Source organism: Falsirhodobacter deserti, from assembly GCF_004015795.1.
Lineage (GTDB): Bacteria > Pseudomonadota > Alphaproteobacteria > Rhodobacterales > Rhodobacteraceae > Falsirhodobacter > Falsirhodobacter deserti.
This window is the reverse complement of record NZ_ML137218.1, coordinates 1,320,699-1,341,766: the sequence shown is the minus strand read 5'-3', so window position 1 is coordinate 1,341,766 and position 21,068 is coordinate 1,320,699. Positions and strand designations below refer to the sequence as shown.

The window sequence follows — 21,068 nt, the reverse complement described above, 5'->3', positions numbered from 1 at the left end:
TGCCGTTCACCTCGGATGTGTCACGCGCCGTCTGGCCCGACTCGGAGCGCCCGAAGTCTTTTACGGATGTCGTGTAACCCATTGTTATCACGTCAGCGGTTCAGGGGCGGTTTTGCAGGAATCAGCAATCAGAACATGATGTTGTCATGGATTCGGGCACCGAAGGTCGTAGGTTCGAATCTATCGCCCCGACCAGCACTTTTCATGGCATACCGGGACATATCTGAAGATGCGCAGTGAAGTGCCGTAGAAGCCCCAAGTTCCCAGAAATCCAGCGAACTGGCTTCGGATAATGGCTGCTGTTGCCTTAGCCTGCAGTTCGCCCCACACGCATAGGCATCGCGGGCAGCTTATCATGCAGGCTGAATTTGACGGGTGGGTTACAAAAAAACGCGCTGAACCACTGTGCAGCGAAAAATCGTGACACAAGCACCACACCCGTCTGCCAGCAAACACGCTCGCAGCAGTTCGGTTCCCGCCTATCTGCCGTCTCGTCGGGATCTTTGAACGCTTGCTTGCCGGCTCTGCACGTCTGTCTGGCGCATGCCGTTATTCAGCCGTGGCCAGCGGCTATCTGCAGCTTGCAAGCTGTCGTTTGTAATTTGCGGCGCGGGTTTCGACTCGCCTTGCCACATTCATCAGCCATGGCTTGTTGCGGTATGTGCCGCGCCTGTAGCCTGTGCGGCCCTCGTGGAAAACCAGATACTGGTTTGCTGCGTCATGGCGCGAGATTCCCATGGACCGTTCGGTCTGCGACATCGTCCATCCTATGAAGTCCGCTGCGTCATGAATGCGGTCCCGCCGGGCCCAGCGTCCACCCTCTTTCTCCTGATACTCTCGCCACGTGCTGTCCAGCGCTTGGGCATAGCCATATGACGAACTGGCGCGACCCCTTGGAATGAAACCAAGCAGCCAGCGGCGCGGGGGACGTGCATCGCCCCTGAAACTCGATTCCTGATAGATGGTCGCCATCTGCACATGTACCGGAACGCCCCACTTGCGTTCCGACGCGCGCATGGCACGGGCGAAATCAGGCCTTTCAGCCAGAATGGCGCATGCATTTGTCGCATTCCGCGGTGGTGTGGCATTGCTTGCGCATGATGCCACCAGCAGCATAACGGCGCATGCCTGAATCAACTTTCGCACGGTCCTGCCCCTTCGTGTTTTTCAGGCACCGTAACCGGAGCGCGAGGGGAGGGAAATGGCCGATACCATCATCGAATGAACAGATGATTATCAGCGTGATGATGTTGATTGAAAGTGGTGCCCGGAGACGGATTTGAACCGCCGACACGCGGATTTTCAATCCGCTGCTCTACCAACTGAGCTATCCGGGCACTTTCAGCGAGGTCCCTCGCTTCGGTGGCGCACTGATACGGCAGCGCGTGGGGGGTGTCCAGAGGGTTTCTCAGAAAAACGTCATCTTAATGCTGAGTTGGGAATGTTTCTTCTTCGGGCGGCTCATCCTCGGTGGCGGGCAGGGCGTAACTGCCGTTCAGCCAGCGGGCCAGATCCACATCCGCGCAGCGGCGGGAGCAGAAGGGGCGGTATTTCGCATCCGCCTCCTTGCCGCAGATCGGGCAGCTCATGCCAGCGCCTCCGTAAGCGGAATGCGGTCACGTTTGCGAACCAGCTCGTAAAGACCCATCGCCGTCCAGCCAACAAGGCTGGTTTCCGCCGCCTCGGCCTTGAAGGCCGCGCGAAGAACCTGATCCAGGGTTGCACGATCTTTCTTGGACATCGGCGCGAAATCAACCACGACCTGGCCGCCCAAGCCACGCAGGCGAAGCTGGCGCGGCAAATCGCGGGCCGCAGCGACGTTGGCCTTCATGCCTGCCGCCGGTGAGGTATCGGGCCCGGTATTCACGTCGATGGCCACCAGCGCGCGCGTCGTTTCGATGATCATGGAAGCGCCGGCAGCCAGTGGCACGACGCTGTCCAGCGCCGCATCGATCATCTCCAGCACACCGCCGGATTCGAACGATCCTTCTGTTACCTCGTCGGCTGGAACGTCGGTCCAGTCACGCCACGCAGCCTCATGCGGGGCAGGGCCGTCCACCAGCAGTTCCGGATCGCCATCCATGTCGGACAAGACAGCCTCGGCAAGCGCGCGGGTGGCGGCGATATCCTCGGCAATCTCGTCGTCGGGGGCGTCCGCGCAGGCCGAACGCAGGATCACACCATGCTCCGACCCCTGCATTACGCCCGCTGCAAGCGCAGTCAGCTCTTCGCGCAGATCCTCATCGCGGATGCGGCGCGACACATTGAGCCCCGGCGCCCCCGGCGTGATGATGCAAAAGCGGCTTTTGAACAACAGGCGCAGGCTGACGGGCGTGGCTGTGCCAGCTTCCGCCGTACCGGTCACCTGCACCAGAACGCGTTGCCCCGGTGCAAGGCCGGACACCTGCCGCAGGAACCCCGATCCGTGGGGCAGGCGAACGAACACGCCGCCCTGTCCCTTGACGGGACGGTCGACTATCCCGCGGAAGATCGCGCCCGGAAGGGGCAGGTCATTCTGCGGGGCGATCAGCAGATCATGCAGTTGCCCGTCGACGACCAGTGCAGCAGCCTCACGGCCGTTCAGGTGGTCCAGATGGATCACGCGACCTTTCATGCCGTCCTCCAGACGGGCCAGCCAGCGGCGGCCAGAAGTTGTGCCGTTTCGGCCAAAGGCAGGCCGACAATGCCGGTGAACGAACCCGAGATCCAGGGAATGAACGCGCCCGCTGCGCCCTGAATGCCGTAGCCGCCGGCTTTGCCCTGCCAATCGCCCGAATCAAGATAAGCGTTCAGTTCGATGTCCGACAGCCGCTTCATCTTGGCGTGACTGACGACTTCGCGCGTGAACACACGTTCCCCCCGCCGCACAACGACGGCAGTGATGATCTGGTGGCGGCGTCCGCCAAGCGCGATCAGGAATTGCGCAGCTTGCGCCTTGTCGGCAGGCTTGCCCATGATCCGCCGCCCAAGGGCAACGGTCGTGTCGGCGCACAGCACCACATCGTCAGGGCCACTTGCGACAGCTTCGGCCTTTGCGCGGGCGATGCGTGCGCAATAAGGGCGCGGAAGCTCGTCCTTCAGCGGCGTTTCATCGATATCGGGCGGGGTGATGGCATCCGGCTGGATGCCAAGCTGCCCCAGCAGTTCTTTCCGCCGGGGACTGGCCGAGCCAAGGATAAGGCGCATGGGCCTTACTTGAAGCGGTAGTTGATGCGACCCTTGGTAAGGTCGTAGGGTGTCATTTCCACCTGCACCTTGTCGCCTGCCAGAACGCGGATGCGGTTTTTGCGCATCTTGCCTGCCATTGTCGCGATCAATTCATGGCCATTATCGAGTTCGACCCTGAATGTGGCGTTGGGCAGGAGTTCCTTCACGACACCGGGGAATTCGAGAATGTCTTCCTTGGCCATGTTGTCTCCAGAATGGATAATGCCCCGCATGCAGCGGGGCTTGCGCGGTTAGATGCGCCCCAGAATCATTTTTTTCAAGTGCAAAAGCGATTCGGGCAGACGGAGGAATGAAATGACCGACACGTACGAGGGCGCCTGTCACTGCGGCAGCGTAAAGTTCAGCGTGACGCTGAGCGATGGGCTGAGCACCGCCCGCCGTTGCGACTGTTCGTTCTGCCGGATGCGCGGGGCCGTGGCGGTTTCGGCGCGGCTGGACGGGATCGCGATCCATCAGGGGCAGGACCTGCTGACGCTTTACCAGTTCAACACCGGTCAGGCGCGGCATTATTTCTGTTCGCGCTGCGGTATCTATACCCACCACCAGCGCCGTTCGAACCCCGAGGAATACGGCGTGAACGTCGCTTGCCTGCAGGGTGTAAGCCCGTTCGATTTCGCCGAGGTGCCGGTTTCGGACGGGGTCAACCATCCCAGCGACGGGTCCAGCAACGGGCGGATCGGCGTTCTGCGCTTTGAAAGGATCTAACGTTCTGGCGGGCCGAACCGCGCGATCATCCGTTCGCGGATCTGGTCGCGCGTCCGGCGATAGGCTTCAAGCTTCGCCTCACGATTCTCTCCGGTGCCGACCGGATCGATGATCGGCCAATGTTCCACCGCCAAGTGATGGCGGCGGGTCAGCTTTTCGGCCATGTCGCGGCTGGCGGCAGACAGGGCGATGATCAGTTCGAAGCCGGAAAGCTCCTCTCCCCGGTCGCGCATATCCTCGAAGGATCGGGTGCGGTGGCGTTCCAGTTCGATCCCAAGCTCGCGGCAGACGGCAACGGAAAAGCCGTCGATTTCCAGATCGTTCCGTACGCCGGCAGACTGGACATAGCTGCGCGTGCCGTAAAGCTGCTTCATCAATCCTTCTGCCATGGGCGAACGGACGGCATTGTGATCGCAGCAGAAGAGGATGGAGGCGGGCATCTTGTCCATGCTACCTCTGCATCGCGCAAATCAGGGTAAAAAGCCGGCGGGCCGTTTCCAGATCCACCTGCGCCTTGCCTGCCAGACGCTCCTGCACGATGCGGGCGCCTTCGTTGTGGATGCCGCGCCGCGCCATGTCGATGGCTTCTATGCGGTCGGCAGGCAGGCGGTTCTTGGCTTCGATCAGGCTGTCGCAGATCTGGAAGTAATCCTTCACGACCTGCCGGAACGGGCCAAGCGAAAGATGAAACTCCCGCATGGCCCCGCTTGCCGAAACGGCAAACACGACACGCCCTTCGCGCATGGCCAGATGCAAATCGTAGGGGCCTTCCAGATCAAGCAGGGCGAAGTTGTTCTCCTGCGCCAGATCGTCCATCGCGGCGCGGCAATCGCCGCCCGGTTCGGCGTCGATCGTGATGTTCACCAGCCGCGTCATCGGTTCAGCCGGTCCAGCCGCGCGCGAACGGACAGGCCGTGCGCTTCAAGGCTTTCCGAGATTGCCAGACGTTCGGCGGCAGGGCCGATGGCGGCCAGCGCCTCGGGTGTCATGCGGGCAAGGGTGGTACGCTTGAGAAAATCCATCACCGACAGCCCCGAGGAGAAGCGGGCCGATCTGGCGGTGGGCAGCACGTGGTTCGGGCCGCCGACATAATCGCCAATAGCCTCGGGCGTCCATGCGCCAAGAAAAATCGCGCCGGCATGGGTGATGCGATCGGCCAGGGCTTCGGGGTCGGCCACGCAAAGCTCCAGGTGTTCGGGGGCGACGCGGTTGGACAGCGCGGCGGCCTGTTCCAGATCATCCGCCACGATGACCGCGCCGAAATCCTGCCAGCTTTTGGCAGCGATCGCCCGACGTTCCAGCGTTTGCAGGCGGGCTTCGACGGCTTCGGCCACGGCGCGCCCGAACGCGGCGTCATCCGTGATCAGGATCGACTGGGCGCTTTCGTCATGTTCGGCCTGTGACAGCAGGTCCAGCGCGATCCAGTCGGGGTCGTTTTCGGCATCGGCAATCACGAGAATCTCGGACGGGCCGGCGATCATGTCGATCCCGACCTTGCCGAACACCCTCCGCTTGGCCGCTGCCACGAAGGCGTTGCCGGGGCCGGTGATCTTGTCCACCGGAGCGACGGTTTCGGTGCCATAGGCAAGTGCCGCGATCGCCTGCGCGCCGCCGATGCGGTACACCACATCAACGCCGGCCAGCGACGCTGCCAGCAATACCAGCGGATTGACCACACCGCCCGGCGTGGGGCAGGCGATGGCCAGCCGTTCAACCCCCGCCACCTTGGCAGGGATCGCGTTCATCAGGACGGAAGAGGGGTAGCTTGCCAGCCCGCCAGGCACATAGAGCCCCGCCGCCGAGACCGGCGTCCAGCGCCAGCCAAGGGATGCACCGCTTGCATCCGTCCATCGTTGATCCTCCGGCATCTGGCGGGCGTGATAGGCGCGGATACGTTCTGCAGCCAGCTCCAGCGCAGCCCGATCCTCGGGCGACACCTTGGCGATCTCTGCCTCGATCTCGTCAGGGGTGAAAGAGAGCGTTGCGGGCGTCAGGTCCAGCCGGTCGAAACGCGAGGTAAGCTCGATCACCGCCGCATCGCCCCGTTCGCGCACATCCGCGATGATCGTGCCGACAATGGCATCCACATCAGGGCTGTCCTCCCGCTTCATTCCCAGAAGCGCGGTGAAGGCCTGTTCGAAATCGGCGTCGCGGGTGGACAGGAACTGGGGCATTGGGGTCTCCTTACCCGCGCAGGCATACCAAGCGCGGAAGAGGCCCTCAAGACATCAGCGCCGTGTCAGGCGTGCCTGACCGTAAACGGTATCGGTGGTGATCTGGGTGACGCGCATCATGTCGCCCGCGGGGCGATAGGTCAGCGTGAAGGGAAAGACACGTTTTTCGGCCATCTCCCGCGCGGAATAGCCACCCAAGCGGCGGAATTCGCCGTTGCACGTCACCGCCCCGTTCTGCCTGCGGGGCTGGGACAGCGCGATCTCGGTCGCACGCCGCCCGTCGAAGATGCGAAGCGACCGGCCGCATTCCTGCCCGGGTGGCACATCGCGCAACGTGGCATAAAGCGCGGTCAGCGGATCGACGGTTCCGGCTTGCGTCGCGGCGTCCACGTCATCTTCATCCGCGCGCCGGGGCGGATCGTATTCCTTCACCTGCGGCACACCGGCGCGATAATCCATCGTGCCGCTGCGCGTACGCCCGTTATTGTCCGCACGCTCGGCATAGGAGGAGGGGATGAACCTGTTCCCCGTCACGCGCCCCTGCGCACTGGCGTCATAACGGATGCGGCGCAGGATGCCGACGAGCCCGCCGCTTTCCAGCACGCCGTTGACGGAATAACGGCCATCCTCCACCCGCGCGGCGATCCGCAGGCTGCCGGCGGTGATGCCGCGGATGGTCAGGGAATAGCTTGCCTGCTCGGTCTGCTGGGCCGTGGCCGGAAGGGCCAGCAGAAAGGCAAGAAGGGCAAGGGTGATCTTTCGCATCGGGTGTCCTTTCGGCAGTCCGACCTATATATTGCAGATACGCGGTGTTGCCATGTCGCTTCCTGCTTGACGCCGGGGTGGCATGCCATTAAGGACGCCCAACGGATTTTCGGCGCTCTGCCTTTCGGCGGTGCCCATCATGTTTGAAGGATCAACATCATGTCGCGCGTCTGCGAACTGAGCGGTAAGGGCCCGATGACGGGCAACAAAATCTCGCACGCCAACAACAAGACCCGTCGGCGCTTCCTGCCGAACCTGAACGACGTTACCCTGATCTCTGACGTTCTGGGTCAATCGTTCAAGTTCCGCGTTTCGGCAGCTGCCCTGCGCACGGTCGATCACCGCGGTGGTCTGGACGCTTATCTGGCAAAAACCGCCGATGGCGACCTGTCGGCGAACGCACTGAAGATCAAGAAAGAGATTGCGAAGGCTCAGGCAACCGCCTGATCCCACGCCGATATCCGCAAGATCAAGGCCTCGCCCATGCGGCGGGGCTTTTTGCGTTTCATTGGTGCGGAGGGGAAGGGCGGAAAATCCGCCCTCCGGTTCAGCCGCAATAGGCCTGCGCCGCCTGTCCGAAACTCTTGTAGCGGTTCCAGAAAGCGCTGTCGCTGGATTTGCGGGACACGCGCATCGCCTGCGCTTCGTCCGGATCCTTGAAGAAGGCGGCGGCGCGGTGCTGATCCGAGGAGTTCAGCGTCATGTCGGCCGCCTGCTGGATGCACGAACATATCTGGGCATTGCCTGCGCCGCGGTCGGATCGCAGGCAGGCCCGCTCCACCGGGCCGGCGGATGCGATCATCGGGAACGCGGTCGCGATCAGCGCCGCTGCAAGCATTGTTTTCTTCATCTGTCTGCCTCGTGTTTCGGGCGGTCTTGTGCTGCCCTGTGCCGAATACGTGCGAGTATGAGGGCCGTTAAGGATTATGCAACACCGGCGCCGGGGTCGCTCTTTCCCTCGCGGGGTTGTGACGTCACGCGAAGGGCATTGACCGGGTGTTGTTTCATGGTCATATGCGCGTCATGACCCAGCTCGACCGCATCCGCAACTTCTCCATCGTGGCGCATATCGACCACGGCAAATCCACCCTTGCAGATCGGCTGATCCAGCTGACGGGGACGGTGGCCGAACGCGACATGAAAGCGCAAATGCTTGACGCGATGGATATCGAGCGTGAGCGCGGCATCACCATCAAGGCCAACACCGTCCGGATCGAGTATCCGGCAAAGGATGGCCACACCTATATCCTGAACCTGATCGACACCCCCGGCCACGTGGACTTTGCCTATGAAGTCAGCCGGTCGATGCGGGCCGTTGAAGGCTCGCTTCTGGTCGTGGACGCATCCCAGGGGGTCGAGGCGCAGACGCTTGCCAACGTATATCAGGCGCTGGATGCCGATCACGAGATCGTGCCGGTGCTGAACAAGATCGACCTGCCCGCGGCAGAGCCGGACCGGGTCAAGGCGCAGATCGAGGATGTGATCGGCATCGACGCCTCGCAGGCGATTCCGATCTCGGCCAAGTCGGGCATGGGCATTCCGGAGGTGCTGGAGGCGATCGTTCAGCGTCTTCCCGCCCCGAAAGGCGACCGCGACGCGCCCCTGAAGGCGATGCTGGTCGATTCGTGGTACGATCCCTATCTGGGCGTCGTGGTCATGATCCGCGTGATGGACGGGGTGATCCGCAGGGGCGACCGCGTGAAGATGATGCAGACCGGAGCGGTTTACGGCATCGACCGTTTGGCCGTGCTGAAACCCGCCATGGTGGATATCGCCGAACTGGGCCCGGGCGAGATCGGCGTGCTGACAGCTTCGATCAAGCAGGTGCGCGACACACGCGTCGGAGACACGATCACGCATGAAAAGAAGGGCACCGACAAGCCGCTTCCGGGCTTCAAGCCGGCCCAGCCCGTCGTGTTCTGCGGCCTGTTCCCCGTTGATGCGAACGATTTCGAGGATCTGCGCGACGCGATCGAGAAGCTGGCCCTGAACGACGCCTCCTTCAGCTATGAGATGGAGACATCGGCAGCACTGGGCTTCGGCTTCCGCTGCGGCTTCCTTGGCCTGCTGCATCTTGAAGTGATCCGCGACCGTCTGGAACGCGAATACGACATGGACCTTATCACCACCGCCCCGAGCGTGGTGTTCAAGCTTCACATGAAGGACGGCGAGGTGCGCGAGCTGCACAACCCTGCCGACATGCCCGACCTGACCTATGTCGACCATATCCAGGAGCCGCGCATCAAGGCCACGATCATGGTGCCGGACGAGTATCTGGGCGACATTCTGAAGCTGTGCCAGGATCGTCGCGGCATCCAGCTGGATCTGTCATATGCCGGCAGCCGCGCAATGGTCGTCTATGACCTGCCGCTGGCCGAAGTGGTGTTCGACTTCTATGACCGCCTCAAGTCGGTCACGAAAGGCTATGCATCCTTCGACTACCAGATCAGCGAATACCGCGAGGATAACCTCGTGAAGATGTCCATCCTCGTGAATGACGAGCCTGTGGATGCGCTTTCGATGATGGTGCACCGGGACCGGGCCGAAGCCCGTGGCCGTGTGATGTGCGAGAAGCTGAAAGAGCTGATCCCGCGTCACATGTTCAAGATCCCCGTGCAGGCCGCGATCGGCGGACGGGTGATCGCGCGGGAAACGATCTCTGCGATGCGCAAGGACGTGACGGCCAAATGTTACGGCGGTGACGCGACCCGGAAGAAGAAGCTTCTGGAAAAGCAGAAGGCGGGTAAAAAGAAGATGCGCCAGTTCGGCAAGGTGGAGATTCCGCAGGAAGCTTTCATCAGCGCCCTGAAGATGGACAGCTGACACGAACGGCGGGCAACTTTGCCCGCCGTTTTCGTTCAAGGCATCAGCGGCCCGTTTGGGCCTTCAACTCCTCGATCCTCTCGCTTGCCTGCGCCTTCGTCAGGCTGTCGTCGAACGTCTCTCCCGCTTCTTCGCTCAGGGTCTTGAGATAACTCGCCTGTGCGCCGGTCATCGCTTCGTCGCCCGTGACCCAATCAGCTGGATCTTTCTCGGCATTGCCTTCGGGATGTGCTTTCGGATTCGTCATTGGCTGCTCCTGTTCACGCTGCGTTCTGCAACGTCAGGCAGGGGTGAATGTTCCGGCGCCTGATTGCCTGTCGGTCGCCTCGCAGCGGCGGATGATGCACAATCTGCGGCACTTTCCATTTGAAAGATCTGCACCTTGGTCCGAACCCTTGCTGTGGATATTCGGAGCTGGAAACCGCTGATCCATCTCGTTCAAGTGAATCCTCGGCACCGTCGGGGCTTCAGATAACTTCGGGTGGGGGCGTTCCTCGGGCGGATGGTCCCGGCTTCAGCCGTCCAGGCTAAAAACACGGAAGGGACATGCAAATTGCCCACGACCCGTGATCCCAATCGCAGACCGAAGGTGATGCAGATTATTGAAGAGATGTGGAGGCGGGTACCGGAATCGAACCGGTCTTCACGGATTTGCAATCCGCTGCGTAACCTCTCCGCCAACCCGCCAGCCTTCAAGGTAGAAAGGGGTTTAGCCGACGTGATGGCGCGACGCAAGAGGTTGCTCTCAACAAAGCTTTCAACAATCCCGTTCCGGAAGCGATCCGTTCCGCTGGTCCTGCGCCGCCTTGGCGCAAGCGGTAAGTATGCGCCCACATCATGAACGACATCCCGGGCCAAGGAGAGAGCCATGGATCTCGAAAAATCCGGCTTTACCGCAGCCGCCGACCGTTATGCGGACCCGCGATACTGATGTCCCGCGCCTATCTCGCGCAGGTGCAGGACAGCAACAAAGAGCGGTGCCCGCGCCCTATGAGGCCGTGAAGGGCGAGCAGGTCAGTCAGGATCTCGGTAAGCTTCTGGACGCAATCCTGGCGAAGCCACAAAAAAGCGTTCCCGTCGTACAGCCATGTAAAATATAATTAAAACTGAAAATGTTCGTAACTCTGTATCGCGTTATGATAATCAGTCTGAGGGGTAGCTATCTTCCACTTAATCGCCTGCTTTCGTCTCCCACTTTTGGTGGGGACATCGGTGAATCATGAGGATTTAGATGCCATATATTACACAGATCAACGGCGCGACGATTGACCTTGCCGCTGAAACACCCGTTGTTATCCTGCCTCCGACCGGGGTGCTGAACTCCTTCGGGCAGTCGACCGCTTTCTCCGGCTACAACGTAGACGGTACCGGCGATGGCTCCGAGCCAGAAACCGTATCGACGGGCGATTTTCTGGCGCCTGTGGTGGACGGTGCTCCTGTACCCGGAACCTACGGGGGCGGTGTTACCTTCAGCAACGCTGAACTGGAGCTCGGCGTTCTCGGTACGGGACTGACTCTGCAGGTGAACCCGGTCCAAGGGAACTACTTTATCGGCGAGGATGGAAGCGTTTACATCATCACCGAAGCTCCTCTGGATGCGGACAACCTGACAGTCACCGGGACCCTTTCGACCCCCCTTTCTACGACTCCTCTCGTGGATGTTTCGCTGACCGAACTTGTCGCCAACCCAGTTGTCTCGCCTCTCATTCCCGGTGGTGTGAATGGCCTGCTCAACACGGTGGTGACCACTCAGACAGCAGATCCTAATGCTGATCTCGTCATCCCGCCCGGAGAGATCAACGATATCGTCTGCTTCGCGGCTGGAACCCTGATCCTGACCCCCCAAGGCTACCGTCCGGTTGAGGAGCTGCAGGTCGGCGATCTGGTGTGCACCAAGGACAATGGTGACAAGCCGCTCAAATGGATCGGCTCGCGCAGGCTGCTGGCCACGACATTGCAGGCGAACCCGAAGCTTCGCCCGATCCGCATCAAGGCTGGTGCTCTCGGGGACGGCGTTCCTTCCTCCGACCTTCTGGTCTCTCCGCAGCACCGCGTGCTTGTCCGTTCGAAAATCGCGATCCGCATGTTCGACACGAACGAGGTTCTCGTTGCCGCGAAGCAGCTTCTTTGCCTCGACGGGATCGACATCGCGGACGATCTGGAAGAGGTGCACTATTACCACTTCCTGTTTGATCAGCATGAGGTGGTGATCTCGAACGGTGCCGAGACGGAGTCGCTCTACACCGGTGCGCAGGCGCTGAGCGGCGTCGGCAAGGCGGCCTTGGACGAGATCTTCGCAATCTTCCCGGAACTGAAAGAGGAAGACTACGAAGCGATCGGTGCCCGTTTGTTGCTGTCGGGTCGTCAGGGTCGCAAACTGGCCATGCGGCATGTTTCCAACGGGCAGCCTCTGGTCATGTGACTTAGGGGCCGACGCTTCCCTTATCTCACTTGCCATACTGGCGGCATTGAAGCGGCCCCTTCGGGGGCCGCTTTCCCATTAGGGACGCAATGCCGATCGTCGACTTCTAGGTTGCAAGGTTGTGCTGCTGTCGCTGGTGATCCTGTTCGACGAGTGGCGGCCAGTGAGGATCAGTGGCAGTGCACGGAGCCTGTGCCGTTGTCCATGTGGCAGCATTGGCCGGGAGGCGAGGACTTGCGACAACCGCCGCCGTGGGCGGAGGCGGTAGATGCTGCAAAGCCCAAGGCGATGATCGCCAACAGGGTCGCGGATACGATGGACTTCATGGGTTCACTTGTGAGGCTGCGAAGCACTCAATCTCAGTGGGATCACCTGCCGAGTCTACGAGAAAGTTCCGTCGGAGGGCAGAAGAAGGGGGAGCGGCGGCTCTTCGGCAGGGGAAGCTGGCGGACCAGTCCACGTATGTGCTTCGGCGGCACCGGGATAACCGGGTGATGTGACAGCGGGCGGCCCTTCTGTTCAGCTTTTGTCAGTGTGTTGATTACAAGGACGATGGGAGTGTCTGAAACTCTGTGTATCTGACGGGGCCCATACGGTTTTCAGATACAGTCAGGCGTCGAAGCGCCCGGCGAACATTATGGCCAGCTGATTGCGGGCCGCAACCCATTCACGAACCGCACGACCGCCCTTCTCGAAGTTGCGGATGGCCAGGTAGATCAGCTTGGTCGCGGCCTCCTCGGTGGGGAATGAGCCCTTGGTCTTCAGCGTCTTCCGCAGCACCCGGTTCAGCGACTCCACGGCGTTGGTGGTGTAGATGATCTTCCGGATCGCTGCGCTGAAGGCAAAGAACGGGATCACCTCGGCCCAGGCCCGGCGCCAGGCCGGGGCAATGGAGGGGTATTTCCCGGCCCATTTCTCCTCGAACCCGTCCAACTGTCGGGCGGCCTCCTCCGCCGTCGGGGCCTGGTAGATCGGGCGCAGATCGGCGGCCACGGCCTTGCGGTCCTTCCAGCTGCAGAAGTTCATCGAATGCCGGATCAGGTGAACGATGCAGGTCTGAACTGTGGTATCCGGGAAGGCCGCTGTGATGGCTTGCGGGAAGCCCTTCAGGCCGTCCACGACCGCGATCAGGATGTCCTGAACCCCCCGGTTGCGCAGTTCGTTCATCACCGACAGCCAGAACTTGGCGCCCTCGTTGTCGGCGATCCAGAGTCCGAGGACCTCGCGCTCCCCATCCCTGGTGACACCCAGGGCGATGTAGACCGCCTTGTTCTTGACCATCCGACTGTCGGCATCGCGGATCTTGACCCTGAGCGCGTCGAAAATGACGATCGGATACATCCGGTCCAGCGCCCGGTGCTGCCACTCGCGCACCTCGTCCAGAACTGCATCGGTCACGCGGCTGATCAGGTCGGGCGAGACCCGCAGGCCATACAGATCCTCAAGATGGGACTGGATGTCGCGCACCGACAAACCGGCGGCATAGAGCCCGATGATCTTGTCATCCACCCCGTCGATCCGGGTCTGACCCTTCTTCACCAGCTCAGGCTCAAAGCTGCCATCCCGGTCGCGCGGAACCGACAGCGGCACCTCGCCATCCGAACCCTTGACCCGCTTGGTTGAAATCCCGTTGCGGCGGTTGGATTGTTCCGGCGGGGCCTCGGCACCGGCCTCATAGCCCAGATGCGCGGTCAGTTCGGCCCCGAGCATCCGTTCCATCAGACGGATCTTCAGCTCCTTCATCAGCCCGGCCTCGCCAAGCAGATCGTCAGGCCGCTTGCAGCCCTTCAGCAGCTCGTCCAGCAATTCGTTCGAAATCGTCATCAGCCGTGCTCCTCTCAGGAAGCATGGACCACATCACGAATACACAGAAGCTCGGACACTCTCAAGGACGATCAGGCCGATCAATCCGGCATCAACATCCAGCTCAGCCGAAATACCGACTTGGCAAGCTTTGGGAGGCTGGTTCGGTACTGGCGGATCTGTCTGGCCATGACAGCATGCAGTATCCTGAAGCGCCGCACCGAACGCTAGAGGGTGGCAGACGGATGGGCCACACAACCCGCTGAAAAAGCCACCAGCACACACTTTGTAAACGATTACCACATCCGTCAGGCCACCCAATGCAGGTCGACCGGATCGGGTTCCCAACTTTTTCACCGCTACCGCTTTTTTTTGCGGATCGCCCCTGCCTCTGGTTTGGAGCGCTGGCTCACCTTCTTCCACAATCGAACACCTCTGCAGCGCTTGCAACTGGGTTTCCTGCTGGACCGGACGTCCATGCGCGGGCCATCCTGTGCGGAGGACAGGAGATCCCAGATGCAGATGACACCGCGCCAGATCCTCGACAAGCTTGTATCCTTTCCCACCGTCAGCCGTGACAGCAATCTTCCCCTTGTGGACTGGGTGGAGGAGTTTCTGGACAGCCATGGCATCACCGCCCACCGCGTCTGGAATGCCGATCGCACCAAGGCCAGCCTTTACGCGCTGGCCGGGCCGGAGGTGGAGGGTGGGATCATCCTGTCGGGGCATTCCGACGTGGTGCCCGTGGACGGACAGGACTGGACCGGCGATCCGTGGACGGTTTGCGAAAGGGAACAGCGGCTTTACGGGCGTGGCTGCGCCGACATGAAGGGATTTGTCGCACTGGCGCTGGCAGGAATGGCGCAGGCAGCAAAGGACAATCTTGCCCGGCCGCTGATTCTCGCGCTTTCGCATGACGAGGAGCTGGGCTGCATCGCCGCGCCCGCGATGATCGAAGAAATACAGCGCAGCCTGCCGACCGCCGCCGCCGTGGTGGTGGGAGAGCCGACGATGCTTGTGCCGGTTCTTGCGCACAAGGGAAGCTATGGCTTTCAGGTGCATGTGCGGGGGCACGAGGTTCACTCGTCGCGGATGCACAAGGGGGTCAGCGCCATCATGCTGGCCGCGCGCCTGATCGACTGGGCGAACCGGATGAACGCGCAAAGCGCCGTCGATGCCGTGGCCAGCGATTTCGACCCGCCCTGGACGACGCTGCATGTCGGGACGATTGCCGGCGGCACGGCAGAAAACATTACCGCCCGCGATTGCCGCTTCGGCCTCAGCATGCGCGTAATGCCGACTGACGATCCGCAGGTCTGGATCCGCCGCATCCGGGACGAGGCGGCGCGGCTGGAGGCCGAGGCGCGAAACGTTCATCCCGACGCCTCCATCACGATCACGGCAACACATCATGTTCCGCCGTTGCTTCCGCAGCCCGCTAACGCGGCAGAGGCACTGATGCGCAGGGTGCTGGGTGCCAATGATGGCGGGATGGTCAGCTATGGCACCGAGGCGGGTCAGTTCCAGCTTGCTGGCTTCCCCGCGATCGTCTGCGGGCCCGGCGATATCGCGCAGGCCCATCAGGCCGATGAATACATCAGCATGGAACAGTTCGACCGCGGCTGGTCGATGGTCCAGCAGTTGGTGGCCACGCTGCGGGGCTGATGTTCAGCCGCCAGTATGGCTCATGTGGCGGGGCATCTGTCCGGCCACTTCGCGGCGGGAATAATCAAAATCATGCCCTTTGGGTTTGAGGGAGATCGCGCGGCGGATCGCATCTTCCAGCCCGCCATCCGACAGCCCACTGCGCATCGCATCGCGAAGATCGGCGCGATCTTCCTGGCCAAGGCACATGTAAAGCTCTCCCGTGCAGGTCAGGCGCACGCGGTTGCAGCTTTCGCAGAAGTTATGGGACAGGGGGGTGATGAACCCGACCTTCTGACCCGTCTCGGCCACCTGCACGTAACGGGCGGGGCCGCCGGTCCGCTCTGCCAGCGGGATCAGGCTGAGACGTTCGCCAATGCTGCGGCGCAGGTCTTTAAGGGACCAGAACTGATCCAGCCTGTCGCCGGTTTCGCCCATCGGCATCACCTCGATGAAGGTCAGATCGTGCTGCTGGGTGGCGCACCAGTCCAGCAGGGTGAAAAGCTCGTCCTCGTTGAAGCCTTTCAGGGCGACGGTGTTGATCTTAACCCGCATCCCCGCGGCCTTTGCGGCGGCAATCCCGTCCATGACTTGGTTCAACCGGCCCCAGCGGGTGATATGGGCGAACTTGCCGTCATCCAGCGTATCAAGCGAGACGTTGATGCGGCGCACGCCGCAGGCCGCCAGATCATCCGCATATTTCGCCAATTGCGACCCGTTTGTCGTCAGGGTCAGTTCCTCCAGCGCGCCGGATGAAAGATGGCGCGACATGGCGCGGAAGAAGTCCATGATGCCGCGGCGGACCAGCGGCTCCCCTCCGGTTACGCGCAGTTTCTTCACGCCCATCCCGATGAAGGTGGAACACAGGCGGTCCAACTCCTCCAGCGTCAGAAGTTCGGCCTTTGGCAGGAAGGTCATCTGTTCGGCCATGCAGTAAAGGCAGCGGAGATCGCAGCGGTCCGTGACCGAAACGCGCAGATAGGAGATGGCTCTCTGGAATGGATCGATCAGTGGGGCTTGCATGTCGGGAAACTAGGGCTGAAGGTCATCACGCTCAAGTGCGATTGACACCAAACTCTGCTGGCTTAACTTTTGCTGCATGCGTGTTCTTCTGCTTCTTGCCCCGCTTCTGATCCTTGGCGCCTGTTCGGGCGTTTCCAATCCATTCCGCGCGGCACCTGCCGAACGGCCGGCCCCGGCTACGACCACGTCCACGGCATCTGCTGTGGTGGGTCAAAGCGCCGCGCGGTCGGTGGAAAGCTACGACCTCACCTCGGAGGCAGAGCGCCAGCGGGCCCTATCCACGCCCGCCGATGCAGGGGCCGATCAGCTGGGGCAGGTGGTCGTGGCGCTGGGTAACGCGGCAGAGCCGGGCTTCTGGCTGCGGTCCTCGCTCGTGAAGCAGCCGCAGAAGGGGCGCGTCGAAACGGCGGGTGGCCAGTCGGTGGCTGTTGATCTTCTTCCGGGTGCGGGATCGGCCCAGCTTTCGCTTGCGGCCTATCGCGCGCTGGGCCTGGGGCTGACGGATCTGCCGCAGATAACTGTCTACGGCGGCTGACGTTCACCTATCGTTCGCATCCGCCTTGGCAGTCCGGCTGCCAGTCCCTATCTTCAGCCTGACCGATCCGGGGAGTGGCATGGAACAGAAGTTCATCGAGGTGCGCGGCGCGCGCGAGCATAACCTCAAGGGCGTGGACGTCGACATCCCGCGCGATCAGTTCGTGGTGATCACCGGGCTTTCGGGATCGGGAAAATCCTCCCTTGCGTTCGATACGATCTATGCCGAAGGCCAGCGGCGCTATGTCGAAAGCCTGTCCGCCTATGCCCGCCAGTTTCTTGACATGGCAGGCAAGCCGGATGTGGATCGCATTTCCGGCCTGTCGCCGGCCATTTCCATCGAACAGAAGACGACCTCCAAGAACCCGCGTTCCACCGTTGGCACGGTGACCGAGATTTATGACTATCTTCGCCTGCTTTATGCCCGTGCAGGCACGCCATATTCCCCCGCCACCGGCCTGCCCATCACGGCGCAGCAGGTGCAGGACATGGTCGACATCGTCATGGGCATGGCGGAAGGCACGCGCGGCTATCTGCTGGCGCCGATCGTGCGTGACCGGAAGGGCGAGTATCGGAAAGAGTTTCTGGAGCTGCGCAAGCAGGGCTTCCAGCGGGTAAAGGTGAACGGCCAGTTCCATGAGCTGGACGAGCCGCCGACGCTGGACAAGAAGTTCCGCCACAACATCGACGTCGTGGTCGACCGGATCGTGGTGCGCGGCGATATCGCGATCCGCCTTGCCGACAGTTTCCGCACCGCGCTGAACCTTGCCGATGGCATCGCCATCTTTGAAACCGCCGTGCCCGAGGGGGAGGAGCCGGAACGCACCACCTTCTCGGAAAAGTTCGCATGCCCGGTGTCCGGCTTCACGATCCCCGAGATCGAGCCGCGCCTGTTTTCGTTCAACGCGCCCTTCGGGGCTTGCCCCGCCTGTGACGGTTTGGGGGTGGAGCTGTTCTTCGACCCGCGCCTGATCGTGCCGGACCAGAACCTGTCCATCGCCCAAGGGGCGCTTGCGCCCTGGGCCAAGTCGAAATCCCCCTACGTAACCCAGACGATCGAGGCGCTTTCGACCCATTATGGTTTCGATCGCAAGACGAAGTGGAAAGATCTGCCCGAGAAGGTCCAGTCGGTCTTCCTGAGCGGTTCGGGCAAGGACGAGATCACGTTCCGCTATGACGAGGCGGGCCGCGTCTACCAGATCGCGCGCACCTTCGAAGGGCTGATCCCGAACCTTGAACGTCGTTACCGCGAAACCGACAGCGCGTGGAGCCGCGAGGAGATGGAGCGGTACCAGAACCAGCGTCCCTGCGGCGTTTGTGCGGGCTATCGCCTCAAGCCCGAGGCATTGGCGGTCAAGATCGGCGGAATGCATGTCGGTCAGGTGGTCGAGATGTCGATCAAGGATGCCTACGCGTGGATGGACACCGTTCCCGCGGCGCTGAGCGCCCAGAAGAACGAGATCGCCCGCGCCATCCTGAAGGAAATCCGCGAGCGTCTGGGCTTTCTGGTCAATGTCGGTCTTGATTACCTGTCCATGAGCCGTGCCGCCGGCACGCTTTCGGGCGGTGAAAGCCAGCGCATCCGGTTGGCCAGCCAGATCGGGTCGGGTCTGACGGGCGTGCTTTACGTGCTGGACGAACCGTCCATTGGCCTGCACCAGCGCGACAATGACCGCCTGCTGACCACGCTGAAGAACCTGCGCGATCAGGGCAATTCCGTCCTTGTGGTCGAACATGACGAGGATGCCATCCGCGAGGCCGATTACGTTTTCGATATCGGTCCGGGGGCAGGGGTCCATGGCGGGCAGGTGGTGGCCCACGGCACACCCGAACAGATTGCTGCCAATCCGCAAAGCGTCACCGGCCAGTATCTGAACGGCACGCGGTTCATCCCCTTCTCGGCCGAACGCCGGAAAGGCAACGGCAAGAAGCTGACGGTGGTGAAGGCCAGCGGCAACAACCTGCAGGACGTGACGGCCGATTTCCCACTGGGCAAGTTCGTTTGCGTGACGGGCGTGTCGGGTGGGGGTAAATCCACGCTGACCATCGAAACGCTGTTCAAGACGGCGGCGCTGAAGCTGAACGGCGCGCGTGAAACGCCCGCCCCGTGCGAGACGATCAAGGGGTTCGAGCATCTGGACAAGGTGATCGACATCGACCAGCGCCCCATCGGGCGCACCCCGCGGTCGAACCCCGCCACCTATACCGGCGCCTTCACGCCCATCCGCGACTGGTTCGCGGGCCTGCCGGAATCGAAGGCGCGGGGCTATGGTCCCGGCCGGTTCTCCTTCAACGTGAAGGGCGGCCGGTGCGAGGCGTGCCAGGGTGACGGCGTCATCAAGATCGAGATGCACTTCCTGCCCGACGTGTATGTCACCTGCGAAACCTGCAAGGGCGCGCGCTATAACCGCGAAACGCTGGAGATCAAGTTCAAGGACAAAAGCATCGCCGATGTTCTGGATATGACAGTGGAGGATGCGCAGGCCTTCTTCCAGGCCGTACCCTCCATCCGCGAAAAGATGGATGCACTGCTGCGTGTCGGCCTTGGCTATATCAAGGTCGGCCAGCAGGCGACGACGCTTTCGGGCGGTGAGGCGCAGCGTGTCAAGCTGTCGAAAGAGCTGTCGCGCCGGGCCACGGGCCGCACGCTTTACATTCTGGACGAACCGACAACCGGCTTGCACTTCGAGGATGTGAAGAAGCTGCTGGAGGTGCTGCACGAGCTGGTCGATCAGGGCAACACGGTCGTGGTGATCGAACACAACCTTGATGTGGTGAAGACCGCGGATTGGGTGATCGATATCGGCCCCGAGGGTGGGGATGGCGGTGGCCGGATCGTGGCCGAGGGAACCCCGGAGGATGTGGCGCGGGTGGAGGCGAGCCATACGGGCCGCTATCTTGCGCCCATGCTGAAGCAGAAGCGGATGGCCGCAGAATAACCGTGCGGGCACGATGGTGCCCGCACGAGGCTCGGGGTCTTGGAACCTTGGCCATCTTTTCGTGTTGCGGATCAAGCGCAGGCGAACCGCCGGCATCCGCAAGGACAGATGGACAAGCATGATGCAACAAGACCCCGCCCTTCACGATGACCATGAAACCGCGAACACGCTTTCAACCGGCCTTGGCTGGTTCTCCATCGGGCTTGGCCTTGCCGAACTGGTGGCCCCGCAGCGTTTCGCGCGATTGACGGGTGCGAATGCGGGCCTTGTTCAGGCCTGCGGCATCCGGGAAATCGCTTGCGGTCTTGGCATCCTCACCTCCCGCGGGGCCGATCGTGCCCCCTGGATGGCGGCCCGTGTGGCGGGTGATGCGATGGACATGGCCACCGTTGCTGCCGGACGCGGCAATGCGGGCGTTTTGCTGGCGCTGGGCGGTGTTGCCGCTGCCGATGCCTATTGCGCTTATGTCCTTTCGCAGCAGCCTTCGCCGCGTGGCGAGGCGCGCCGCCTCACCGGTGGCCCCACTGCCGACGACCCCGAGGTGGAGCAGGTAATCCTGATCGAGCGTCCGGCACACGACATCCGCAAGCTTCTGCGCGACCCCGAGATGTTGGCCCGCATCGGCGGCTTCCACGCGGTGGTGGAGCCGGACGGCATGGACCGGGTCCGCTGGGCAATGCCTTCGTTGCACGGGGTGATCCGGCCATGGACGATGCGGCTTGATCGTGATGACGAAGGGTCGGTCATATGGCGCAGCGAGGATGGCGGCGCGCTTTCGGTTCTTGCGTTTCATCTGACCGATACGGGGCGCGGGACGGCTGTCCGTCTGCATGCACGGTTCGATCCGCCGGGCGGGATGCTTGGCCGCGCTGCCGTGTCTTTCTTCGGTCCAACGGTGCCGAAGGCTTTTGCGATGAAGGCGCTGCACTTCCTGAAAAGCCTTGCGCTGACGGGTGAAGTGCCAACCATCCACGGCCAGCCCGCAGCACGGCCGGACCCACGCTGAGA

Annotated in this window: 21 protein-coding genes and 2 tRNA genes; 8 read left to right on the top strand and 15 right to left on the bottom strand. The window is 62.1% G+C overall.

Annotated elements, in window-relative coordinates:
* Window positions 1–570: 570 nt before the first annotated feature.
* From JX25_RS15085 to infA, 6 genes are all read right to left on the bottom strand, one after another.
* Window positions 571–1,146: a transglycosylase SLT domain-containing protein gene (locus JX25_RS15085; protein WP_128254279.1), complete on the bottom strand. Its 576-nt coding sequence runs from the start codon at window positions 1,144–1,146 to the stop codon at window positions 571–573.
* A gap of 115 nt (window positions 1,147–1,261) precedes the next feature.
* Window positions 1,262–1,337 (bottom strand) — tRNA-Phe (locus tag JX25_RS06710).
* Between the two features lie 87 nt (window positions 1,338–1,424).
* On the bottom strand, window positions 1,425–1,589 hold the full coding sequence (locus JX25_RS06705) for a DNA gyrase inhibitor YacG (protein WP_128254278.1): 165 nt from the start codon (window positions 1,587–1,589) through the stop codon (window positions 1,425–1,427).
* On the bottom strand, window positions 1,586–2,614 hold the full coding sequence (locus JX25_RS06700) for a ribonuclease E/G (protein WP_128254277.1): 1,029 nt from the start codon (window positions 2,612–2,614) through the stop codon (window positions 1,586–1,588). Before JX25_RS06700 ends, JX25_RS06705 begins: the two co-directional genes overlap by 4 nt.
* Window positions 2,611–3,186 carry a Maf family protein gene (locus JX25_RS06695; RefSeq protein WP_128254276.1) on the bottom strand — a complete coding sequence of 192 codons (576 nt, stop codon included), beginning with the start codon at window positions 3,184–3,186 and terminating at the stop codon, window positions 2,611–2,613. The genes JX25_RS06700 and JX25_RS06695 overlap by 4 nt, the downstream gene beginning before the upstream one ends.
* A 5-nt stretch (window positions 3,187–3,191) precedes the next feature.
* Complete coding sequence (infA, locus tag JX25_RS06690; RefSeq protein WP_128254275.1) at window positions 3,192–3,410, bottom strand: translation initiation factor IF-1; 219 nt, start codon at window positions 3,408–3,410, stop codon at window positions 3,192–3,194.
* A 112-nt stretch (window positions 3,411–3,522) separates the two neighbouring features.
* Here infA and JX25_RS06685 point away from each other — a divergent pair, with 112 nt between their 5' ends.
* Window positions 3,523–3,933: a GFA family protein gene (locus tag JX25_RS06685; RefSeq protein WP_128254274.1), complete on the top strand. Its 411-nt coding sequence runs from the start codon at window positions 3,523–3,525 to the stop codon at window positions 3,931–3,933.
* Here the strand turns inward: JX25_RS06685 and JX25_RS06680 are convergent.
* Genes JX25_RS06680 through JX25_RS06665 form a run of 4 tightly spaced genes read right to left on the bottom strand, consistent with a single transcriptional unit; the run spans window position 3,930 to window position 6,872 of the window.
* Window positions 3,930–4,382 carry an arsenate-mycothiol transferase ArsC gene (locus JX25_RS06680; RefSeq protein WP_128254273.1) on the bottom strand — a complete coding sequence of 151 codons (453 nt, stop codon included), beginning with the start codon at window positions 4,380–4,382 and terminating at the stop codon, window positions 3,930–3,932. The two genes, JX25_RS06685 and JX25_RS06680, sit on opposite strands and share 4 nt — an antisense overlap.
* A gap of 1 nt (window position 4,383) precedes the next feature.
* Complete coding sequence (locus JX25_RS06675; protein ID WP_128254272.1) at window positions 4,384–4,809, bottom strand: UPF0262 family protein; 426 nt, start codon at window positions 4,807–4,809, stop codon at window positions 4,384–4,386.
* Window positions 4,806–6,107, bottom strand: a complete 1,302-nt coding sequence (hisD, locus tag JX25_RS06670; RefSeq protein WP_128254271.1) for a histidinol dehydrogenase — start codon at window positions 6,105–6,107, stop codon at window positions 4,806–4,808. Before hisD ends, JX25_RS06675 begins: the two co-directional genes overlap by 4 nt.
* 54 nt (window positions 6,108–6,161) lie before the next feature.
* Window positions 6,162–6,872 (bottom strand): DUF3108 domain-containing protein, encoded by a 711-nt coding sequence (locus JX25_RS06665; RefSeq protein ID WP_128254270.1) that lies wholly within the window; start codon window positions 6,870–6,872, stop codon window positions 6,162–6,164.
* 159 nt (window positions 6,873–7,031) lie between these two features.
* Here JX25_RS06665 and rpmB point away from each other — a divergent pair, with 159 nt between their 5' ends.
* Complete coding sequence (rpmB, locus tag JX25_RS06660) at window positions 7,032–7,319, top strand: 50S ribosomal protein L28 (protein WP_128254269.1); 288 nt, start codon at window positions 7,032–7,034, stop codon at window positions 7,317–7,319.
* A gap of 100 nt (window positions 7,320–7,419) precedes the next feature.
* Here the strand turns inward: rpmB and JX25_RS06655 are convergent, their stop codons facing one another.
* Window positions 7,420–7,722 carry a hypothetical protein gene (locus JX25_RS06655; RefSeq protein ID WP_128254268.1) on the bottom strand — a complete coding sequence of 101 codons (303 nt, stop codon included), beginning with the start codon at window positions 7,720–7,722 and terminating at the stop codon, window positions 7,420–7,422.
* Between the two features lie 173 nt (window positions 7,723–7,895).
* Between JX25_RS06655 and lepA the strand changes: the two genes are divergently transcribed.
* On the top strand, window positions 7,896–9,695 hold the full coding sequence (gene lepA / locus JX25_RS06650) for a translation elongation factor 4 (protein WP_164876080.1): 1,800 nt from the start codon (window positions 7,896–7,898) through the stop codon (window positions 9,693–9,695).
* 43 nt (window positions 9,696–9,738) lie between these two features.
* Here the strand turns inward: lepA and JX25_RS06645 are convergent, their stop codons facing one another.
* Window positions 9,739–9,942, bottom strand: coding sequence for a DUF3072 domain-containing protein (locus JX25_RS06645; protein WP_128254266.1), 204 nt, complete (start codon window positions 9,940–9,942; stop codon window positions 9,739–9,741).
* 366 nt (window positions 9,943–10,308) lie between these two features.
* Window positions 10,309–10,382: transfer RNA gene (locus tag JX25_RS06640), tRNA-Cys, on the bottom strand.
* A 544-nt stretch (window positions 10,383–10,926) separates the two neighbouring features.
* On the opposite strand from JX25_RS06640, the gene JX25_RS06635 reads away from it, so the two are divergent.
* Entirely contained in the window at window positions 10,927–12,117 is a 1,191-nt protein-coding gene (locus tag JX25_RS06635) for a Hint domain-containing protein (RefSeq protein ID WP_128254265.1), read from the top strand.
* A gap of 609 nt (window positions 12,118–12,726) precedes the next feature.
* Here JX25_RS06635 and JX25_RS06630 read toward each other — a convergent pair.
* On the bottom strand, window positions 12,727–13,941 hold the full coding sequence (locus JX25_RS06630; RefSeq protein WP_128254264.1) for an IS256 family transposase: 1,215 nt from the start codon (window positions 13,939–13,941) through the stop codon (window positions 12,727–12,729).
* 495 nt (window positions 13,942–14,436) lie between these two features.
* Here JX25_RS06630 and argE point away from each other — a divergent pair, with 495 nt between their 5' ends.
* A complete protein-coding gene (gene argE, locus JX25_RS06625) occupies window positions 14,437–15,585 on the top strand; it encodes an acetylornithine deacetylase (protein WP_241557868.1) in 1,149 nt (382 codons plus the stop codon).
* A 3-nt stretch (window positions 15,586–15,588) separates the two neighbouring features.
* Here the strand turns inward: argE and moaA are convergent, their stop codons facing one another.
* A complete protein-coding gene (gene moaA / locus JX25_RS06620) occupies window positions 15,589–16,587 on the bottom strand; it encodes a GTP 3',8-cyclase MoaA (protein ID WP_128254263.1) in 999 nt (332 codons plus the stop codon).
* Window positions 16,588–16,663: 76 nt separating this feature from the next.
* On the opposite strand from moaA, the gene JX25_RS06615 reads away from it, so the two are divergent.
* The 3 genes from JX25_RS06615 (at window position 16,664) to JX25_RS06605 (ending at window position 21,066) form a co-directional block, all read left to right on the top strand.
* Window positions 16,664–17,122 (top strand): hypothetical protein, encoded by a 459-nt coding sequence (locus JX25_RS06615; protein WP_128254262.1) that lies wholly within the window; start codon window positions 16,664–16,666, stop codon window positions 17,120–17,122.
* 79 nt (window positions 17,123–17,201) lie between these two features.
* The gene (uvrA, locus tag JX25_RS06610) at window positions 17,202–20,060 is read left to right on the top strand and encodes an excinuclease ABC subunit UvrA (RefSeq protein ID WP_128254261.1); all 2,859 of its coding nucleotides are present in this window, start codon (window positions 17,202–17,204) and stop codon (window positions 20,058–20,060) included.
* A gap of 121 nt (window positions 20,061–20,181) precedes the next feature.
* Entirely contained in the window at window positions 20,182–21,066 is an 885-nt protein-coding gene (locus tag JX25_RS06605; protein WP_128254260.1) for an SRPBCC family protein, read from the top strand.
* Window positions 21,067–21,068 lie beyond the last annotated feature (2 nt).